We start from the raw sequence: 18,263 nt of genomic DNA, 5'->3' as shown, positions 1-18,263 counted from the left end.
TTGTCTATCCTTCGAGATCCGCGAAGAGGCGCAGGTCCTCGGTGCGCTGCTCGGTCAGCCGGGCGAGGCAGAAGCTCCGGACCATCGGCGCCATCGAGCCGCCGGCGAAGAGGGCGGCTTCCGCCTCGCAGGCGGCGTCGCGGAAGGGGAGCCAGGCGCGCTGGGCGTCAAGCAGCTCGTCTCCCAGGCCGCCCGACCGCGCGGCGGCTATGGCCTCGCCCCAGACGGCGTTGAGCATGGTGTCCGCCGCCTCGTAGTCGCGCGCCGCGCAGGCGTTCATCTCGACCTGCGCGAGATCGTCGCGATTGCAGTCGAGCTTCTGCGCGGCGGCGGGATCGGGCGCGCAGAGGAAGAGCGCTAGCGCCAGGGCCAGGGGCCCCATGATCTTGCCGTTGAAGCCCACGACCTGGCGGTCCCCGGCGTAGGGGATCAACTGCACCTCGCGCCGCTGGCCTGGTTCGAAGCGCACCGCCGAGCCCGGCGCGATGTCGAGACGGTAGCCGCGCGCCGCATCCCGGTCGAAGTCGAGGGCCGGGTTGGCCTCGTGGAAGTGGAAGTGCGAGCCCACCTGCACCGGGCGGTCGCCGGTGTTGGCGACCATGAGCGTGATCGGCTCGCGCCCCTCGTTGAGGGTGATGTCGCCGGGGGCGGTGATGATCTCTCCGGGGATCATGGCTGCAGCTCCTTTGGGGTCGGTCGGGTCACGGCGCGCCTCCGATCTTCTGCATGGCCTCGGCCAGCACGGCGTCGAAGGCGGCTTCGAGACCGGGCGAGACGCCGCGGCAGGCGGCGACGACATGCTCGGCGCCGTCGATGTAGGTCGCCGCGTCGTCTGGCGACCAGGCCTCGGGCTCGCGGGCGATGTCGCGCAGGTTCGAGAGCTGGTCGGCGATCTTGATCCGCCGCGCCTCGGAGGGAGCCTCGGGCATGTGCCCGGCCTGCAGGCGCTTGCGCTCTGGGCGGGGAAGTTCCTCCCATGCGGGGGCGTCGGTGAGCGCCTCGACCAATTCGGCGACAGGGCGTCCGAAGTCGCGCTCGATGTCGGGCAGGGCGGTTGCGCTGTCCTCGACCACATCGTGAAGGAGGGCGGCGATCACTGTCTCCGTCGCGGCGCCGTCCTCGGCCACGAGATGCGCCACCTCGAGCGGGTGGTTGATGTAGGGAATGCCTCGCCGGCCCTTGCGGGTCTGGTCCGCATGGGCGCGGGCAGCCAGCAAAGCCGCGCGGGTCACCGCCTCGAGATCACCTGATGGGCTCATGCACCGTCACCAGTTTCGTACCGTCCGGAAAGGTCGCCTCGACCTGCACCTCGGAGACCATCTCGGCCACGCCATCCATCACCTCGTCGCGGGTCAGCACCTCGGCACCCGCCTGCATCAGCTCGGCCACCGGCCGGCCGTCGCGCGCGCCCTCGACCACGGTCTCGGTGATGAGCGCGATGGCTTCGGGGTGGTTGAGCTTGACGCCGCGGGCGCGGCGCTTGCGGGCGACCTCGGCCGCCATGGCGACGAGGAGCTTGTCCTTCTCCCGTGGGGTGAGCTGCATGGGGTGTCAGAGCCTCCAGACTTTGGGCATGGGACCGCGGGCGAGCCGCGTCAGGCAGGGCAGGGCCAGGCGGCGGAGCGCGTAGGCGTCCTCGGCCAGGAGCCTTGCCGCAAGCAGACCCTCGCGCAAGAGGGAGACGCCGCTGGGCGCGGGCAGGGCCTCGCGCAGGGCGTCGAGATGGGCCTCGGCGTCGGGGGCCGCGTAAACCAGCGTGGCCATCGCGCCCGCACCGCGCGCGCCGAAGGGGTCGGCGAGGCGGGCGGCGACGTCGCCCTCCAGCCGCAGCGCGTCCGCGAAGACCCGGTCGCCGCCGCGCCGGATGTCCCATCGGTCGGCGAGCCGCGCCTCGGTCAGGCGTTCGCCCATGGCGCGGCGGCCGAAGACGAGCGTCTCCATGCCGAGGAAAACCGCGTCCTCGGCCAGGTCCACCCTCAGGCGGCGGTCGAGGTCGCAGTGCTGGTAGAGGATCGTCTCCTGCGGCAGCCAGTGCAGCGCGGCGCCCTCGCGCGCGGTGAGCGACGTGCGCATCCGAGCGGGTTCAGGATCGCGCGAGCCGTAGGCGCGCTCGGCCGCCTGCGTGGAGAGCGTGAGGGCGGTGCCCTGTCCCGCCTCCGCCTCGAAGCCGATACGGTCGCCGCCGGTCAGCCCGCCGGAGGTGTTCAGCGTGACCGCTTCCAGCGCCGGGCCGGGGGTGCCGGGAAAGAGGATCTTGAAGGATCCCTGCTGGTAGAGTGTGCCGATCCGCGTTCTGCCGCCTGCCAGCCGCGTCGACAGGCGGCCCGTGCCGCGGGTTCTCGGCTGGCTCGGCAGGGTCAGTGGCGTCGGGGCATTCACGGGCGGGGTGGTCCTTTCCGGGCCATCCTGCCGTGCCGCGCGGCGGTCTTCCAGAGATCGGACTGGGAAGAGGCCCTATCGGAGAGGCATCTGCCCAAAAAACGGGCAGCCACGCTCAGGCGGGGTTGTCCGCCCGGACCATGGCGCGGACCGTGCCGGTCACCTGCTCGGACCAGACCACGCGGAAGGTGCGCTGGGCGGGGTCGTCGTCGGGCAGAGTGTAGAAATGCCCGAAGTGCGTCGCGCTGCCCTGCAGGATGCGCCGCTCGGGCACCACGCTCTCGATGAAGCGGGGGCGGCCGCCGAAGGGCAGCTTGCCGCCGGGCGAGATCGTCCAGTTCCGGGCGGGCGTGTTCTGGGTGTGCTTGACCGAGGCCGGATTGAAGGTCGGCGAGTTGATCCCGTTGAAGGTATTGGCCCGGATCTCGATGTTCCGAAGTCGCGAGAGGTTAAGCCCGGCGAAGCTGTCGTCGACCGCCTCGATGCTGTCGATGTTGCCCTTCACCGACTTGAAGACGTTGCCCACCACGGCGAGCCCCTGGATGAAGTGCCCCGTGCCGTGGGGCTTCACCACGAGGAAGGAGAAGCTCGTCTTGGCGTCGGAGACGAGGAAGGTGTTGCCGGTCAGGGTCAGCGCGCCGTAGGAGAACTCCGCCCCGAGGTCCGGCGTGGCGTCATGCTCGTTGGTCCACTCGATGAAACCGTTGTCGATGTAGTTGCCCGAGAGGGTCGTCTGGCAGTTGGTGTTGGCGATCACGATCCCAGCCCTGCGCACGCCCTGCGGGGCGCTGTCGCCGTGGAAGAAGTGGTTGCCGACGACCATGCTCCCCTGGCCGCCGAGCACGGCGAAATGCCGGAAGTGGACGCAGCGGTTGCCGCGGAGCTTCACGTCGTTGTTGTTGGTGTTGAGCGCGATGGAGCTGCGGTTCTGCACGAGCTCGGAGCTTTCGGCCGAGAGGAACTGGCAGTCGTCGACCTGAAGGCCCTGGCAGCCGGTGCCGATCGAGGTGACGCCGCGGTCCTTCGGCTTGGTGAAAAAGCAGTCGCGGATCTGGTTGCCGGTCCCGTCGCGCGGGAGCATGACCGCCGAGGCGAGGCCCTGGCACTGGAACTCGATATCCTCCATGCCGAAGACCGAGAGGGCGTCGAAGCCCGAGAAATCCAGCATGTAGCGGTAGCGGCGGAAGCCGTAGGTCCGGGTCCCCGCGCCGCCGTGCAGTGGGCGGGAGAGGGTGACGGTCCGGCCCGCGAGGTTGCGCGAGACGACGAAGACCTCTCGCCCCACGCCGGGTCCGGTCACGCGCATCCCGCGCGTGATGGCGCCGACGTTGACGACATCGGTCAAGACCTTGGGATTGGCGGGCGCGTAGCTCGCCTCGCTGCTCGCGACCTCGTCCTCCCAGTCGCCGGTGGAGGCGGCGACGATCTGGCCGTGCCGGATCACCCGGCGCTGGGCGAAGGTCTCGGTCCCCGCAGCGGCTGACACGTCGAGCGGCGCGAAGATCGCGATGCGGCGGCCGCAGAGGTCGAGGCTCTCGTGGTCGTTGGGCGAGAAGAGCGCGCGGACCGCCTTCTTCAGCGCCTCCTCTTCGTTGCCGAAGGCGCGCAGGTAGCTGTCGTAGTCGAAATTGCGCTGCATGACGAAGCTGTACTGCTGCGGCTGGACCAGGGTGCCCTCGAAGGTGACGGGATTGTCCATCGTGACATTGCCGCCGAGGTAGTAGGTCCCCTCTGGCACGTTCACCGTCCGGCCTCCGGCGGCCGCGTCGGCCGCCTCGAAGGCGGCACTGTCGTCAGTCGTTCCGTCGCCGGTCGCGCCGTAGTCGCGCACGTCCACGAAGGCGAGGATGTCCCGCAGGTAGATCGAGGTCACGTCCTCGATGGTGAAATCGTCGATCCGGACCAGAGCGGAGTTCGGCCCGGTGATGTCCAGCCCGAAGTGCCCGTAGGCCGCGCCGGACCAGACCATGTCGACGCCGCCCCGGTCGCCGGTGCCGACGATGGCCGATACCTCCACGACCTCGCCGTAGGCGGTCAGCTGAACGGAGGGGCCGGTCTGCGTGGCGCCGGAGAGGGGCGTGCCGTCGGCCCGGCCGGCCCAGCCGGCGATCCGCACGGCGGGCAACGGTCCGCCCGTGCATTTCACCCGCGTCGAGATGCGGAGATAGCAGCCGGGCAGGATCGGCGTCTCGCCCATGTGCCGAACCGACTGGACGGTCTCGACCTTCACGACCTCCAGGCAACCGTCGAAGTTCTGGTCGGCCGGGACGAAACTGCCGGGCGCCGCGCCTGCGTAGGTCGGAGAGCCCGGCGTGCCGTCTCCGCTCGCCCAGACGTCCAGCCCATCGGAAAAGGGCGGCGGATCGAAGATGACGCCGTCGGTGATCGCCTTGTTCATGCTCGCTCTCCCCCTTGGCCCGAACGCGAGGGGGAGAGGTATCAACGGTTGGTTAATCGCGACTGACACCACCGCCCGGTGGCGTTGCGCAGCGCTCAGACGCCGAGATCGGGGGCGGGCAGGATCGAGACGCCGTCGATCTCCCAGCCGTCCTCGGTCTGGATCATGCGGTACTCGAGGACGTGCACCACGCCATCGGCGTCCTGCAGGATGACCTTCTGGTAGAGCGCGCCGCGCCGTTCGGCCAGTTCGCCGAAACGGGCGGAGTTGTTCGTCCAGACCATCGGGTACCCCTGCTCGACCATCATGCCGAAGCGGTCGGGGTTGCCGAACATGCCCTGGATCATGGGCGAGGCGAAGGTGAAGGCCTCCTCGACGTCGCGGTCGTTGAAGGCCTGAAGCTGGCGGCTGATGACGTCCTCGATCGCCTCGTTCTGGGCGGCGGCAGGGCCGGCGAAGGCGAGCAGGGCGAGGGCGAAGGCTGTCGTGCGGATCATGGGAGGCTCCCTTGGATGACCTTGAAGATACGGACGGGAGGGCCCGGCAGTTTCATTTTGCCTGACCTTGCGGAACAGCGACGCGCGCCTCAGGATTGATACGCCATGTCCTACAGACTTGAACTGACCGACCCCGACATCGCGTCCGCCCTCCGCCGCGTGGCCACCGAACAGCTCGACGATGCCCTGGAGGCGCTTTCGGGCGCCGAGGGGGAGAAAGTGCACGAGTCCGTGCACGAGGCGCGGAAGAACGTGAAGAAGCTGCGTGGGGCGCTCCGGCTCGTGCGCGGCGCCTTCCCGGGCTACTCCGCCGAGAACAGCTACCTGCGCGACGCCGCGCGGCTGGTCTCGGATCTGCGCGACAAGCAGGCCATGCTGGAAAGCTACGACCGGGTGCTTTCGGCGGCGCCTGACGTCGACGGGCGCAAGGTTCTGCCGCTCCGGCGCGCGCTCGAGTCCGAGCGGGACAGCGCCCTTGACGCCCCTGAAGCCGCCGACCGGCTCGTCGCCTTCCGCACAGGGCTGGAGACGGTGCGCGAGGCGGTGCCGGACTGGTCGCTCAAGACGGACGGCTGGCCCGCCCTCGAGGAGGGTCTGAAGAAGACCTACGGCAGGGGCCGGGGCGCGATGGACGAGGCGCGGCAGGAGACGACGCCCGCGACGCTGCACGAGTGGCGCAAGCGGGTGAAGTACCACTGGTACCACGCGCGCCTGCTGCGAGAGGCCTGGCCAAAGGCGATGAAGCCGCACATCAAGGCCGCCGACCACCTGTCGGACCTTCTGGGTGATCGCCACGACATCGACGTGCTGAAGCCGCGCGTTTCCGCCGCCGAGATCGACGAGACGGCGAAGGTGGCCCTGCTGGCCGCCATGGCGGCCGAGCGCGAGCGGCTGGACGCGGAGGCCTTCGCCCTCGGCCGTGTGCTCTACGCCGACAAGCCCAAGGCGCTCGCCCGGCGCTGGGGCACCTGGTGGTCCGACGCCGTGTTGCGCGCTCAGGCCTGAGCGAGGTCCCCGGCCAGCCCCTTGTCGATCAGCGCGACAGTCTCTTCGACGCCGTAGAGCGCCACGAACCCGCCGAAGCGCGGGCCTTGCGACGCGCCAAGGAGCACTTCGTAGAGCGCGGTGAACCAGGCGCGGAGCGGCTCGAAGCCGTGATCCTTGCCGACCGAGAAGACCATGGTCTGCAGCTCTTCGGGGTCATTGCCGCCCTGCCACCCGGCGAGCCGGTCGCGCAGGTCCTGAAGCGCCGCGCGCTCCTGCTCGGTCGGTGCGCGGAAGGTCTTCGCGGGTTTCACGAAATCCTGGTAGTAGCGCACCGCGCCGCCGGCGGCGAAGTCGAGATCGGGGTTCGCCTCGGGGCTCGCCTCGGGCGCGTAGCGGCGGATGAAGCCCCAGAGCGTCTCCTTGTCCTCGGCACCCGCGACGGAGGCGAGGTTGAGCAGCATGGCGAAGCTCACGACCATGGTCGAGGCGGGCACGTTGTGGCCGTGGATGTGGAAGGCGGGGTTCGCCATCCGCTTCTCGGCGTCCTGGTCCGCGAAGGCCCGAAGCTGCTGGTGGTACTCGTCCACCGCCTTGGGGATCACGTCGAAATGGAGCCGCTTCGCCGTCTTCGGCTTGAGGAACATGTAGTAGCTCAGGCTCTCGGTCGAGGCGTAGCTCAGCCACTCGTCGATGGTCAGCCCGTTGCCTTTGGACTTGGAGATCTTCTGCCCGTTCTCGTCGAGGAAGAGCTCGTAGGTGAAGTGCTCGGGCTTCCGGCCGCCGAGGATCTCGCAGATGCGGTCGTAGATCGGCGTGTTGGTCGAGTGGTCCTTGCCGTACATCTCGAAGTCGACGCCGAGCGCGGCCCAGCGGGCGCCGAAGTCGGGCTTCCACTGCAGTTTCACGTTGCCGCCGGTGACGGGGAGCGTCCACTCGCGCCCGTCCTCGTCGTCGAAGGTGACGGTGTGGTCGGTCGCGTTCACTTCCTTCATCGGCACGTAGAGGACGCGCCCGGTTTCGGGATGGATCGGCAGGAAGATGGAATAGGTCTGCTGGCGCTCCTCGCGCAGGGATTTCAGCATGACCTCCATGAGGTCGTCGTAGCGTTCCGCCGCGCGGCGCAGGATCTCGTCGAACTGCCCGGAGCGGTAGAACTCCGTGGCCGAGATGAACTCGTATTCGAAGCCGAACGTGTCGAGGAAGCGGCGCAGGCGCGCGTTGTTGTGATGCCCGAAGCTGTCGTGCGTGCCGAAGGGATCGGGCACCGAGGTCAGCGGCTTCTGCAGGTGCTCCTGCAGGCTCGCCGGGTCGGGCACGTTGTCGGGGACCTTGCGCATCCCGTCGAGGTCGTCGGAAAAGCAGACGAGCCGGGTGGGCACATCCGAGATCACCTCGAAGGCGCGACGGATCATGGTGGTCCGCAGCACCTCGCCGAAAGTGCCGATGTGCGGCAGGCCGGAGGGGCCGTAGCCCGTCTCGAAGAGGACGTAGCCCTTCTTCTCCTTGTCGGACTCGTAGCGTTTCAGCAGCCGGCGCGCTTCCTCGAAGGGCCAGGCCTTGGAGTTCATGGCGGCGTCACGCAGGTCGGACATGTGAGGGTACCTCGAATGGGCAGAGAGAGGCGCCCTCCTATTGCGGGGGGCGGGGGGCGTCAATAAGTTGGCCCGGAGCTCAAGGGACAGGAGTAAACCGCGTCATGACCGATCCGCAGACACTCTCGCCCCAGGATGCCCTGGTGGCGCTCATGGTCACGGTCTCGGCCTCCGACGAGAACATCCGCACGGCCGAGCTCATGGAAATCACGAACATGATCAACAACCTGCCGATCTTCGCGGACTACGATCCCGACCAGATCAAGCGGGTGAGCGAGACCGTCTTCGACCTGCTGGAGCAGGAAGACGGGCTCGACGCGATCTTCGGCCTCATCAAGGGCGCGCTGCCTGAGAAGCTGAACGAGACCGCCTATGCGCTGGCCTGCGACGTGGCCGCGGCCGACGGGATCGTCGGCCAGACCGAGGGCCGCATCCTCGAGGAAATCCGCTACGAGTTCAGCATCGACCGCCTGACGGCCGCCGCGATCGAGCGCGGGGCCCGCGCCCGTCACATGACGCTCTAGGACAGGTCAGCCGGAATAAATCAGTCCCCAGCGCTGCAGCAGCTTCTGCTGCAGACCCTTGGCCCGGCCGTTCCACCAGCGCGCACCGTCGGGGATCTCGTCGCCGGACTCGATGGCCTCGGCCCGCAAATCGAGGTCCGCGCAGAAGATGGCGAAGGCCAGGTCGGCTCCCTCCGCTGTCCGGATGTAGCCCGCGAGCGCGCTGACGAAGTTGAGAGTGCCGGTCTTCGCCGTCACCTCGGCCGGATAGCCCTGGATCGGGGCGCCGGCATCGTCCTTGAGGACGTGGTCCTTCATCACCGGCTTCAGGCGGTCCATAACCCCCTCGCCGGTGAGCATCTTCACCATCTGAAGCGCCGAGATCCGGGAATCGTCGCCCAGGCCCGAATGGTCCACGAGGCCTGACTCCACGCCGTGGGTTTCGGCCAGCCAGTCGTTCATGGCGGCGGCGGAGCCGGGAATGCTGTCGGGCAGGCCGCTCGTCTCCCGCGTTGCGGTGAGGCCCACGACCTCGGCGGTGAGGTTCGTGGAGTAGCGGAGCATGTCGGTGATGATGCCCTCGAGATCGCCGCTGTCGTGGCGGGCGATCTCCTCACCGGTCGGCTCGACCGCGGCGCGCTCGGGCTCCGGCAGGATGATCCCGTGCGAACGGGCGAAGGTGCGGAAAACGTCGCCGCAGTAGAGCGCGGGGCGCCGGACCGGCAGCCAGCGCGCGCCGCCGTCGCCCAGGTAGCGCCGGGCGACGCTCCAATGGTCGACCTCGTCGACACTGGCGTAGGTATAGACCGGGCGCGGGCGATCCACGACCTCCATCCGGGCCATCGCGACCTCGGGCTGGTGCCGGCCGCTGCGGGCATCGAGGGTGACGTCGTAGCTCGACCCCGAGCGCGTCCACTGGAAGTGCACCCGGTTGAAGTTGAGGTTCAGCCCCGAGACGGAAGGGTTGTAGGCGAGGTGGTCGAGCTGGTCGGGCGCGATCTCGTCCTCGTAGGGCAGGGCGCCGGCCCAGACGAGGAAGCGGCCGGTGACCTCGACGATGCCGGCTTCCTTCACCGCTTCGGCCAGGGCGAAGGCGTCGTCGGTCTGGAAGGTCGGGTCGCCGGTTCCGCAGAGCGCGAGGTCTCCGTCCAGCCGGCCGTCGGTGATGGTCCCGATGGCCAGGACGCGGGTCGCGTAGCGGTGGCGGGGGCCAACGGTTTCAAGGGCATAGAGGGCTGTCAACGCCTTCGCCACGGAGGCGGGCGGCCGGCCTTCGCTGCCCGAGCGTTCCTCGATCACCTGGCCCGTCGCCACGTCGGCGAGGGCGAGGCCCACGACGCCTGCAAGGCCGGCCTCGGCGATCAGTTCGTCGAGGGTCGCGCGCGTCTCGGGCGGGACCGCCGAGGGATCGGTCCCGGTGTCCAGCGGGCGCGCCCGGGGACGGAGCGAGACGGTGGGCGGAGCCGCGAGGGCCGTCGAACCGAGGGCCGCGGCAATGGCGCCGAGCGCCGCGCGTCTTGTGAGCCTGTGCTGCATGCCCGTGACCCTATTCGGGCGTTTTCGGACCGGCAATATGATCCGTCGGGCCATCTCGTCACGTCGCGGTGTGCAGGCGGAGAGCGGCCAGCGGACAAAGAAGAAGCCCCGCAGCCTCTCCGGGCTACGGGGCATCCTTCACGCAGGGGCCGCAATCCCCCGCGCCTCCCTGAAGGATCCTGTCAGGCGGCGCTTTGTGCCTGCTTCTTGCCGGCCGGTTCGGCCGCCTTGGACTGGTCGCCTTCGATCAGCTCCTTGTGGAGCGCGGCGACGCCCTTGTCGCGGTCCTCTGCCGGGATCACAAAGTCCAGGTTCACGTTGCGCGGCGTCTGGTGGAGCGCGATGACATCGACTTCCGCCTCGGCCAGCGCCTTGAGCCCGCGGGTCACGCCCTTGAGGCCCTTGAGGTCCCGCCCGATGGCGGAAACCAGCGCCACGGAGCGCGCCCCGATCTCTGCGGAGGGATAGACCTCCGCCAGATCGGCGATCACCCGGCGGGCCGTCTTGAGCGAGGCCTGCACGTAGTGCGTGATCGTGTTGGCGCTGGACGTCTTGGACACGATCCAAACGTTGTGACGCTTGAGCGCGTCGAGGATCGTGGCGTCGTAGCCCTTCACGCCGACCATGTCTTGTTCGAAGAGTTCGAGCGCGACGACGTTCAGGCCGCAGACGATCTCGAAGCCCGGGCTCTCGGCCGGCTTGTCGTCGATCAGCGTGCCCGGGTCGTCCGGCTCAAAGGCGTTGGTGACGCGCAGGGGCACGTCCGCCTGGCGGAGGGTCTTGGCCGCCTTGGGATGGATCGCCTCCATCCCCATGTTCGAGAGTTGATCGGCCACGTCGTAGTTCGTGTGGCCCAGCTTGCGCACCTTATCCTGGCCGACGAGCTTGGGGTCGGCGGAGGAGAGGTGGAATTCCTTGTGAATGATCGCCTCGCGCGCGCCGGTGAGGGCGGCGATGTTGGCGAAGGTCACTTCGGAATAGCCGCGGTCGAACTCCTTCATCAGGCCGCCCGAGCATTGGGCGTAGCCGGTGACGATGGGCATCTCTTCCTTGAGGTCGATCTGCGACAGGCCCGAGCGGATCCGCTCTTCCAGGCTGCTGCCGCCCTCGTCACGCCAGCCGCTGAGGTCGACGTTGCGGGCGTTGACGCCCTTGCGCTGCAGCAGGAGCGCGGTGACGAAGGCCGAATGGCTCTCGCCGATGCCCGAAAGCAGCTCGCGCACGCTCAGCATGTGGTTCGACAGCTGGAAGTGCCCGTAGGAGCAGAGACGCTGCAGGTCGAAGAGGCAAGACCGCGCCCCCTCGACCCGCTCGCGGACGAACTCGTCCGCGGCGGTGAGGTCGGCGGGGTGATCCAGCACTTCGGCGTGCGCTGCGCGCATGGCCTCGGCGACCTTCTTGAGAGCCGTCAGCCAGCCGCTGTCGTCCTCGTCGTTGGTGAAGGCGGCATAGACGCCCGGCTGACCGGACTTCTTGTGCTCCAGCAGCATGTCTGTGATGCCGCCGAAGGCCGAGACGACGAAGATGCGGTTGTAGAGCTTCTCGCCCTCGCGGCCTCCCTTGAAGAGCGTGTCCACCAGTTCGGAGACACGGCTCATCGAGGTCCCGCCGATCTTTTCGACGGTGTGGCCGGAGAAGGGCAATTCGGCGCGTTCGCTGTCGTTAACTGTCTTCAAGAGCATAACTTCCGTCCTCGCGGTGGACTTCCTTGCCCGTGATCGGGGGATTGAAGCAGCAGGCCATCACCAGCTGTTCCTCCGCCCGGAGCGTGTGCTTGTCATGTTCGTTGAGGGCGTACATCACGCCGGGCTTGATCTCGTGGGTCTCGCCGGTGGCGAGATCGGTGATCGAGCCCTTGCCCTCCATGCAGTAGACGCTCTCGAAGTGGTTCTTGTAGTGGAACGTGTGCTCCGAACCGGCCTCGAGGAAGGTGATGTGGAAGGAGAACCCCATCCCGTCGTTGGCCAGGAGCATGCGCACCGAAGACCACTGGGCGTCGGAGACCACGCGCTCACGGTCGTTTTCGATGATGTTGTTGAAGTCGCGCACGATCATTGGGTTACTCCGCTGCGAGGTTGGATTTGTCGGCGAGCGCGGCGGACGCGGCTTCGACCAGGATGCCGAGGCCCTTGCGGAAGGTCTCTTCCGGGATCGTCAGGGCAGCGAGCACCTTGACCACTTCGTCGTCGGCTCCCGAGGTTTCGATGATGAGGCCCTTCTTGAAGGCATGGCCGCAGATCGCCTCGGCGAGTTCGCCCGAACCCACGTCGACACCGCGCATCATGCCGCGGCCCTTGAGGCGGGCGCCCGGGATCATGTCGGCGATCTCCTGCAGCGAGGCCTTGAGGATCTTGGCCTTGCCGGCGATCTCGTCCTGAAACTTGCCGTCGGCCCAGAACTTCTCCAGCGCAACGCGCGCCGTGACGAAGGCATGGGTATTGCCGCGGAAGGTCCCGTTGTGCTCGGCCGGCTTCCAGATGTCGTCTTCCGGACGGATGAGCAGCGCCGCGAAGGGCAGGCCCATGCCGGAGAGCGACTTGGCCAGCGGGATCATGTCCGGCTGCACACCGTACTCCTCGAACGAGAAGAACGTGCCGGTGCGGCCGAGGCCCGCCTGGATGTCGTCGAGGATCAGCTTGGCGCCGTACTTGCGCGCCAGGCGCTCGATCCCCTGCAGCCATTCCTTGGACGCGGCGTTGAGACCGCCTTCACCTTGGACCGGCTCCACGAGGAACGCGGCGGGGGCGTCGTAGCCGCTGGAGGGGTTGTCGAGCATCTGCTCGATGATGGCGAGCGTGTCGACGTCGCCGAGCGATCCTTCGTAGGGCATCCGCTGGACGCCGTGCAGCGCCATGCCGCCGCCTGCACGCTTGCCGGCGTTACCCGTCGCGGCGAGGGCGCCCATGGTCATGCCGTGGAACCCGTTGGTGAAGGCGATGACGTTCTGGCGTCCGGTCACCTTGCGGGCGAGCTTCATCGCGGATTCGACGGCGTTGGTGCCCGTCGGGCCGGTCATCATGACCTTGTGATCCATGCCGCGCGGCTCGAGGATCAGCTTCTCGAAGGTCTCGAGGAACTTTTCCTTTTCAGCCGTGTACATGTCGAGGCCGTGGGCGATGCCGTCGTTCGAGATGTGCTCGATCAGAGCGGCCTTCATGTCGGGATCGTTGTGGCCGTAGTTCAGCGACGAGCAGCCGGCGAGGAAGTCGATGTAGGTGCGACCCTCGCGGTCGGTCATCTCCGAGCCGACGGCCTTCGTGAAGACCGTGTCGAAGCTGCGGCAGTAGGAGCGCACCTCGGATTCACGGCGCGCAAAAATATCGTGCGGGACAGCGGTGTCCTTCGCCATAGCGTTTCCTTTCAGGGAGGGGTGTGTCGAGCGGTGGGGCTGCGCGGGGCCGATCAGGCGGCCGCGGCGCGCGCCTCCTCGGCCAGCTCGATGGTGACCATGTTCTCGGTCGCGTGGCGGCCGTCGAAATGGTCTTCTTCTTCGTAGTGCGGTTCATGGCTGAGATCGCCATCCTGAGCCTTCGCGAAGCTGCGGAAGAGACCCCAGGACGCGTCATTGTCGCTGGTGATCGTCGTTTTCAGCTTCGTAACGTTCTTGCACTCTTTCCGGTTCAGCAGGTGCGTCAGCATTTTCTTGCCGAGGCCCATGCCGCGGGCGCGCTCGTGAACGGCGACCTGCCACACGAAGATCGTGTCGGGCTCGCTCGGCGGAATGTAGGCGGAGATCCAGCCCAGGGCTTCGCCCTCGACTTCGCCGACCACGCAGGTGTCCGCAAAGTGGTCGCACTGCAGGAGGTTGCAGTACATCGAGTTCTCGTCGAGCGGCTTGCAGTCGCGGATCAGTTCCCAGATCTGCGATCCGTCCTCGGCCTCGGGTTTGCGGAACACGGGGCGGGGGGCGTTGATGTTTTCCACTGTCGGGGCCATTGCGGGGCCTCCTTTGCTTCGTGCAGCTAAGCGTTTTTGTTCTTCGGTGCTTCGATTGGCAAAGTATTTAAACATATCTTCGGTTCCGTCAACCCGCTATGTGCGATTATTGGCTTGCCTTGGCGCCGGGTTCTACTTAGATACACTAAGCAATGGTAGTTAGAACCCACTTGAAAAGCGGGGCTGGCTCTGCCTCTATCCTGCGACGGGCAGAGAACGAGGAGCCGGTGGACCGCACCGACGAGAGTCTGATCGCGTTGCGCCGCATCCTGCGCGCGACCGAGCAGTTCGGCCGCGAACTGGCTCAGGCCTCCGGTCTGACCGCGGCGCAGTTCCGCGTGCTCCAGCTGGTCGCCGAGAAGGGTTCCATCACGGCCAAGGAGATCTCGGTGCGCATGGGGATCACCCAGGCGACGGTGACCTCGCTGGTGGACAAGCTGGTTTCCCAGGGCATGGTTCTGCGAGAAAAGTCCGACCGGGACCGCCGCCAGACCAACATCGGACTGACCGAGCGCGGGGCACATGCGATCGACGAGGCGCCGGATGCGCTGCAGCAGCGATACGTGCGGGCCTTCGAGGCGCTCAAGGACTGGGAGCAGGCCCAGGTCGTGGCCTCGCTCGAGAGGGTCGCCGCCATGCTGGATGCCGACGACATCGACGCCTCGCCCGTTCTCGACATCGGCGATATCCGCGGCCGCCACTAGCCGATCCTGCCGCGGGTCGGTGGAGGGTCATGGCTGCTCGCCAGGCGACCCCCGATGGGAGATTGCCGGGATAAGAGCTGACCATCGACACGGCGATGACTGACCGCTGATCAAGACCCTAGGGCATCGCCACGACTGATCCCTAGGGATTTGAGGTCCCCCTGCCATTCCCATCTCACTCCGGCCGACGCGATGCCCGTGGGCTGGCTTGTCGCGTCCTTGCGGAAGCAAGCAACTCCGTGGTCTGTCGGCTCCGCCTAGGTCAGGCGCCTCAGGCGGCGGTGCGGCGCTGATCCGACACGACGCCTTCGTCTATCCGGAAGTGCTGGACCAGCTCGGTCAGTTTGACCGCATCGGCTTTCAACGAATGCGCCGCGGCAGTGCTCTGTTCGACCATGGCGGCATTCTGCTGGGTGACCTGGTCGAGATTGGTGACGCCGGTGTTGATCTCGCTGAGCCCCTGGGCTTGCTCGACCGTGCCCCGGGCGATGTTGGTGACCAGTTCGGAGATATGGGTAACCCTCTCGACGATCGAGGTCAGCGCCTCGCCCGCCCGGCCGACAAGGGCGACGCCCTGCTCGACCTGGTGCGAGGAGCCCGAGATCAGGTCCTTGATCTCGCGGGCGGCCTCGGAACTGCGCTGGGCGAGAGCCCGGACCTCGGAGGCCACGACCGCGAAGCCCTTTCCCGCTTCGCCCGCGCGCGCTGCCTCGACGCCCGCGTTGAGCGCGAGCAGGTTGGTCTGGAAGGCGATGTCGTCGATCACCCCGATGATCTGGCCGATCTGGTCGGAGCTCTTCTCGATCTCGGTCATGGCATTGACGGCGGACTGGACAACGGCGCCGGATTCCTCGGCGTGCGACTTGGCAGAGGTCACGATCCCCTCGACCTCCTTCGCCCCCTGCGCGGCGGAGTTCACCGACTGGGTGAGTTCGTCTGTCGCCGCGGCGGTCTCCTCGAGCGTCGCCGCCTGGCTCTCCGTCCGCCGCGAGAGATCGTCCGAGGCGCGCGCGATGTCCTCCGCGCCGTTGCGGATGTTCGAGGAGTTGGCCTGAACGAGTCCGATCGTCTCGTGAAGCCGGTCGATGGCGCTGTGATAGTCCCGACGCAATCCTTCGTAGTCCTCGGAGAAATCTTGCGCGATACGGTGGGTAAGGTCGCCCTTGGCGAGGGCTTCGAGCGCCTGTCTCAGCCGCGAGACGACATCGGCCTGGCTGACGCGGGCCGCTTCCCGGGCCGACTCTGCGGTCCGACTGTCTATCAGCTGGGTTCTCAGGGTCTCGAGGTCCCGGGCAATGGCGCCGATCTCGTCGCGGGTCTCGCAACGCGGCACGGTCACGTCGTAGTCCCCGCCTGCGATCGCGACCATCGCGCCGCCCAGGTCTTCGAGCGGCCGGGCAAGCAGTCGGCGCAGGAGAACAGTTACCGCGCCGAGCAGCAGGAGGAACAGCGCGCCAACAATCAGCATCGTGCGCAGTCGCGCCGAGGCCACCTCGGCCAGATCTGCCTCGGGCGACCAGGCCGCCGCGATCGAGCCGACGACCGCTTCGGAGGCTCCGAACCGTAGCGGTGCTGCAATGAGAAACCCATCTCCAGAGAGAACCGTCTCTCCCTCGGTTAGCGCCCGCTCCGCGAGCCGCGCGAGAGATTGCGTTACACCCGGGTCTGTTTCGCCGACGCCGGAGAGCCGCTCTCCACTGGCGTCGAAAACCTGGATGCGGTCCAGATCCTGACCTCCCCGTTCCATGTAGCGGGCGAGTTCCGCCTCGACCTGGTCCAGTTTGTCGAATTGCACCGGACCACCGATGTGGCTGGCGAGGCCTTCCGTCATTTCGAGCGCGATGTCGCGTACCGCGTCCCGCGTGAGTTCATCGGCGGCGCGGCTGAAGAACAGAGACATGGCGACCGCGACGATCATCGTCGTCGCGGCGGTGAGCGCCGCGCATTTGACGAAGATCGAGGCCGCTGCGAGATCTGGAAGACGGAAGGCGTGACGGGACATGGAAGCTCCGGGTTTCGGTGCGGGTGCCGGCTTTACATCAGGGCTTCGGCATCGACCCCGACAGTCATGGCGCCAATCGGCGCGCCGCTCGCGGGATCGGTGAGGGTGATCGAGATCTGCCCCTGGAAGCGTTGGGAGGATTCGTCGAACTCGATCTCGCTGATATGGACGCCATCGGCTCCGCGCGCGTAGGTCTGCTGGTACTTCGGTTCGTCGCCCTGCCAGTAATCGGAGGTGATATGCGAGACGGCGACGTTCAGCCCCTTGTCATCCATCACGAAAATCTCGGTCACCATCCCGTTCGTGGAGTCGACGAGGTTGCGCAGGTAGACCGCGAGGGGGCCGTTCAGCACCGGGGCGATGATGGGGGAGCCCGGATCGCCCACGTCCGCGCGCCACGCACGGTCGAGCTCCAGGATACGGTCGCGGTCGAGCCCGGCATGGAGCGCATTTTGCTGAATCAGCGCATCTACGATCAGCGGTGATTCCGCCCACTGGCGCATCTCCGTATCGAGGAAATCCTGCAGGGCAGCGTCGTATTCGGTCGCCCCGGCAGGGACCGAGAGTGCGAAGACGGCGGCGGCCGCGAGGGGGCTGCGAAGCATCGTGGGCTCCTTTCCTGTTGCGAGCCGGTGACCCCGGCCCGCACCCTGCCTACCGCGGATTTCCTTCTTGGGAGTTAAGGCGAGGACGCGCGCTTGATCGAGGTCCGGGCCGCGGCTAAGGACGACAGGCGCGGTCCCATAGCTCAACTGGATAGAGCAGCTGACTTCTAATCAGCAGGTTCGGGGTTCGAGTCCTCGTGGGATCGCCAGCCCTCGGTTCAATAGCTCGTCGCGAGTAGGCGGGTCTTCCACGGCGAGGTCCGAGTTTCCCTGAGGGTCGCGCAGTCACCGGGGCGCGATGGCCTTGAAACGGGCGGCATGCAGGGGGCATGTGGGGCGTGACGTCCACCCGCCAGATCGGAGCCTGCGGATGACCGGACACGAGACGACGCGCGGGCTGCTCTTCGTCGCCTCCGGGCGCGCCCATGCCGAGGCGGCGAGCCGGGCGCGGGCGAGCTTCCGGGACCATGCGCCCGACCTGCAGGCCTGCCTCTTCACCGACGTGCCCGAGGCGGCAGAGGGCTTCGAGATCCTGCGCGAGGTGCCGGACGCGCACCGGCGCAGCAAGGTCGACTGCATGCCGCTCACGCCCTTCGACCGCACGCTCTACGTCGACACGGACACCCTCGCATTGGCGGAGGTGACGCCCGTCTTCGACCTGCTCGACCGGTTCGACATGGCAGCGGCGCATGTCGCCACATGGTCGCGGCCCTCGCAGAACCGCTCCTGGGAGGGCGGCGTCCCTTACGTCTTTCCGCAGGTGAACAGTGGCGTTCTGCTCTACCGATCCGACGGCGCGGCGATGCGGCTGCTGGAGAACTGGCGGGAGGCCTATCACCGGGCCCGCGAGGAGGCGGGGATCGGGACCGACCAGGCGACGCTGCGCGAGCAACTCTGGCAGGCGCAGGACCTGAAGCTCTACATCCTGCCGCCGCAGTGGAACAAACGGATGTTCGAGGCCTCCGAGTTGATCTACTCGGACCAGCCCAGACCGATCATCGTGCATGTCCTCGGGCTGCGGCCGCCGAAGACCGCCTGGCAGCGCCTCGTGCGCGGGGCGATCACCCGGCTCGCGCCCCGTCGCTGGCGGCATCGAGGGCCGTTGGGGCCGGACGAGAGGTAGC

General features: G+C 67.5%; 18 protein-coding genes, 1 tRNA gene and 1 pseudogene. 5 read left to right on the top strand and 15 right to left on the bottom strand.

Translation table 11 applies throughout. The annotated features are described in order from the left end of the window. Nucleotides 1-4: 4 nt before the first annotated feature. The 7 genes and pseudogenes from F3S47_RS19595 to F3S47_RS11865 form a co-directional block, all read right to left on the bottom strand. Nucleotides 5-382 carry a lysozyme inhibitor LprI family protein gene (locus F3S47_RS19595; RefSeq protein WP_396279997.1) on the bottom strand — a complete coding sequence of 126 codons (378 nt, stop codon included), beginning with the start codon at nucleotides 380-382 and terminating at the stop codon, nucleotides 5-7. Beyond that, nucleotides 371-673: pseudogene (locus tag F3S47_RS19590) on the bottom strand (urease subunit beta); the annotation flags it as partial. The pseudogene F3S47_RS19590 and the gene F3S47_RS19595, both read right to left, overlap by 12 nt. Nucleotides 674-701: 28 nt before the next feature. Then, nucleotides 702-1,259, bottom strand: coding sequence for an HD domain-containing protein (locus F3S47_RS11885; RefSeq protein ID WP_150445475.1), 558 nt, complete (start codon nucleotides 1,257-1,259; stop codon nucleotides 702-704). Further along, on the bottom strand, nucleotides 1,243-1,545 hold the full coding sequence (locus F3S47_RS11880) for an urease subunit gamma (protein WP_150445474.1): 303 nt from the start codon (nucleotides 1,543-1,545) through the stop codon (nucleotides 1,243-1,245). The genes F3S47_RS11885 and F3S47_RS11880 overlap by 17 nt, the downstream gene beginning before the upstream one ends. A 6-nt stretch (nucleotides 1,546-1,551) precedes the next feature. Continuing rightward, entirely contained in the window at nucleotides 1,552-2,379 is an 828-nt protein-coding gene (locus F3S47_RS11875) for an urease accessory protein UreD (protein WP_150445473.1), read from the bottom strand. A 115-nt stretch (nucleotides 2,380-2,494) separates the two neighbouring features. Further along, the gene (locus tag F3S47_RS11870; protein ID WP_150445472.1) at nucleotides 2,495-4,777 is read right to left on the bottom strand and encodes a glycosyl hydrolase family 28-related protein; all 2,283 of its coding nucleotides are present in this window, start codon (nucleotides 4,775-4,777) and stop codon (nucleotides 2,495-2,497) included. A gap of 95 nt (nucleotides 4,778-4,872) precedes the next feature. Continuing rightward, nucleotides 4,873-5,274 carry a DUF4864 domain-containing protein gene (locus F3S47_RS11865; protein ID WP_150445471.1) on the bottom strand — a complete coding sequence of 134 codons (402 nt, stop codon included), beginning with the start codon at nucleotides 5,272-5,274 and terminating at the stop codon, nucleotides 4,873-4,875. Nucleotides 5,275-5,379: 105 nt separating this feature from the next. Between F3S47_RS11865 and F3S47_RS11860 the strand changes: the two genes are divergently transcribed. Next, a complete protein-coding gene (locus tag F3S47_RS11860; RefSeq protein WP_150445470.1) occupies nucleotides 5,380-6,279 on the top strand; it encodes a CHAD domain-containing protein in 900 nt (299 codons plus the stop codon). On the opposite strand, the gene F3S47_RS11855 is transcribed toward F3S47_RS11860, so the two are convergent. Next, a complete protein-coding gene (locus F3S47_RS11855) occupies nucleotides 6,270-7,853 on the bottom strand; it encodes a lysine--tRNA ligase (protein WP_150445469.1) in 1,584 nt (527 codons plus the stop codon). The two genes, F3S47_RS11860 and F3S47_RS11855, sit on opposite strands and share 10 nt — an antisense overlap. A 104-nt stretch (nucleotides 7,854-7,957) precedes the next feature. Here F3S47_RS11855 and F3S47_RS11850 point away from each other — a divergent pair, with 104 nt between their 5' ends. Next, entirely contained in the window at nucleotides 7,958-8,377 is a 420-nt protein-coding gene (locus tag F3S47_RS11850; RefSeq protein WP_150445468.1) for a tellurite resistance TerB family protein, read from the top strand. Nucleotides 8,378-8,383: 6 nt separating this feature from the next. On the opposite strand, the gene dacB is transcribed toward F3S47_RS11850, so the two are convergent. From dacB to ectA, 5 genes are all read right to left on the bottom strand, one after another. Then, the gene (gene dacB, locus F3S47_RS11845) at nucleotides 8,384-9,892 is read right to left on the bottom strand and encodes a D-alanyl-D-alanine carboxypeptidase/D-alanyl-D-alanine endopeptidase (RefSeq protein ID WP_150445467.1); all 1,509 of its coding nucleotides are present in this window, start codon (nucleotides 9,890-9,892) and stop codon (nucleotides 8,384-8,386) included. Between the two features lie 182 nt (nucleotides 9,893-10,074). Beyond that, complete coding sequence (locus F3S47_RS11840) at nucleotides 10,075-11,574, bottom strand: aspartate kinase (protein WP_150445466.1); 1,500 nt, start codon at nucleotides 11,572-11,574, stop codon at nucleotides 10,075-10,077. Next, entirely contained in the window at nucleotides 11,555-11,947 is a 393-nt protein-coding gene (locus F3S47_RS11835) for an ectoine synthase (RefSeq protein ID WP_150445465.1), read from the bottom strand. The genes F3S47_RS11840 and F3S47_RS11835 overlap by 20 nt, the downstream gene beginning before the upstream one ends. A gap of 4 nt (nucleotides 11,948-11,951) precedes the next feature. Then, nucleotides 11,952-13,241, bottom strand: a complete 1,290-nt coding sequence (ectB, locus tag F3S47_RS11830; RefSeq protein ID WP_150445464.1) for a diaminobutyrate--2-oxoglutarate transaminase — start codon at nucleotides 13,239-13,241, stop codon at nucleotides 11,952-11,954. Nucleotides 13,242-13,294: 53 nt separating this feature from the next. Continuing rightward, nucleotides 13,295-13,828 (bottom strand): diaminobutyrate acetyltransferase, encoded by a 534-nt coding sequence (ectA, locus tag F3S47_RS11825; protein ID WP_150445463.1) that lies wholly within the window; start codon nucleotides 13,826-13,828, stop codon nucleotides 13,295-13,297. A gap of 227 nt (nucleotides 13,829-14,055) precedes the next feature. Between ectA and F3S47_RS11820 the strand changes: the two genes are divergently transcribed. Then, entirely contained in the window at nucleotides 14,056-14,532 is a 477-nt protein-coding gene (locus F3S47_RS11820) for a MarR family winged helix-turn-helix transcriptional regulator (protein ID WP_223877805.1), read from the top strand. A gap of 271 nt (nucleotides 14,533-14,803) precedes the next feature. Here the strand turns inward: F3S47_RS11820 and F3S47_RS11815 are convergent, their stop codons facing one another. Together F3S47_RS11815 and F3S47_RS11810 are read right to left on the bottom strand one after the other, a co-directional pair. Further along, a complete protein-coding gene (locus F3S47_RS11815; RefSeq protein ID WP_150445461.1) occupies nucleotides 14,804-16,534 on the bottom strand; it encodes a methyl-accepting chemotaxis protein in 1,731 nt (576 codons plus the stop codon). A 32-nt stretch (nucleotides 16,535-16,566) separates the two neighbouring features. Beyond that, nucleotides 16,567-17,139, bottom strand: a complete 573-nt coding sequence (locus F3S47_RS11810; RefSeq protein ID WP_150445460.1) for a hypothetical protein — start codon at nucleotides 17,137-17,139, stop codon at nucleotides 16,567-16,569. Between the two features lie 132 nt (nucleotides 17,140-17,271). Between F3S47_RS11810 and F3S47_RS11805 the strand changes: the two genes are divergently transcribed. Together F3S47_RS11805 and F3S47_RS11800 are read left to right on the top strand one after the other, a co-directional pair. After that, nucleotides 17,272-17,348, top strand: a tRNA-Arg gene (locus F3S47_RS11805). Nucleotides 17,349-17,509: 161 nt separating this feature from the next. Beyond that, nucleotides 17,510-18,262, top strand: coding sequence for a glycosyltransferase family protein (locus F3S47_RS11800; protein WP_150445459.1), 753 nt, complete (start codon nucleotides 17,510-17,512; stop codon nucleotides 18,260-18,262). Nucleotide 18,263: the final 1 nt, after the last annotated feature.

This window comes from Histidinibacterium aquaticum (assembly GCF_008710275.1).
In the GTDB taxonomy this organism is placed as follows: Bacteria; Pseudomonadota; Alphaproteobacteria; order Rhodobacterales; family Rhodobacteraceae; genus Oceanicola; species Oceanicola aquaticus.
The sequence above is the reverse complement of the archived record's forward strand: the minus strand, read 5'-3'. Positions and strand labels throughout refer to the sequence as shown.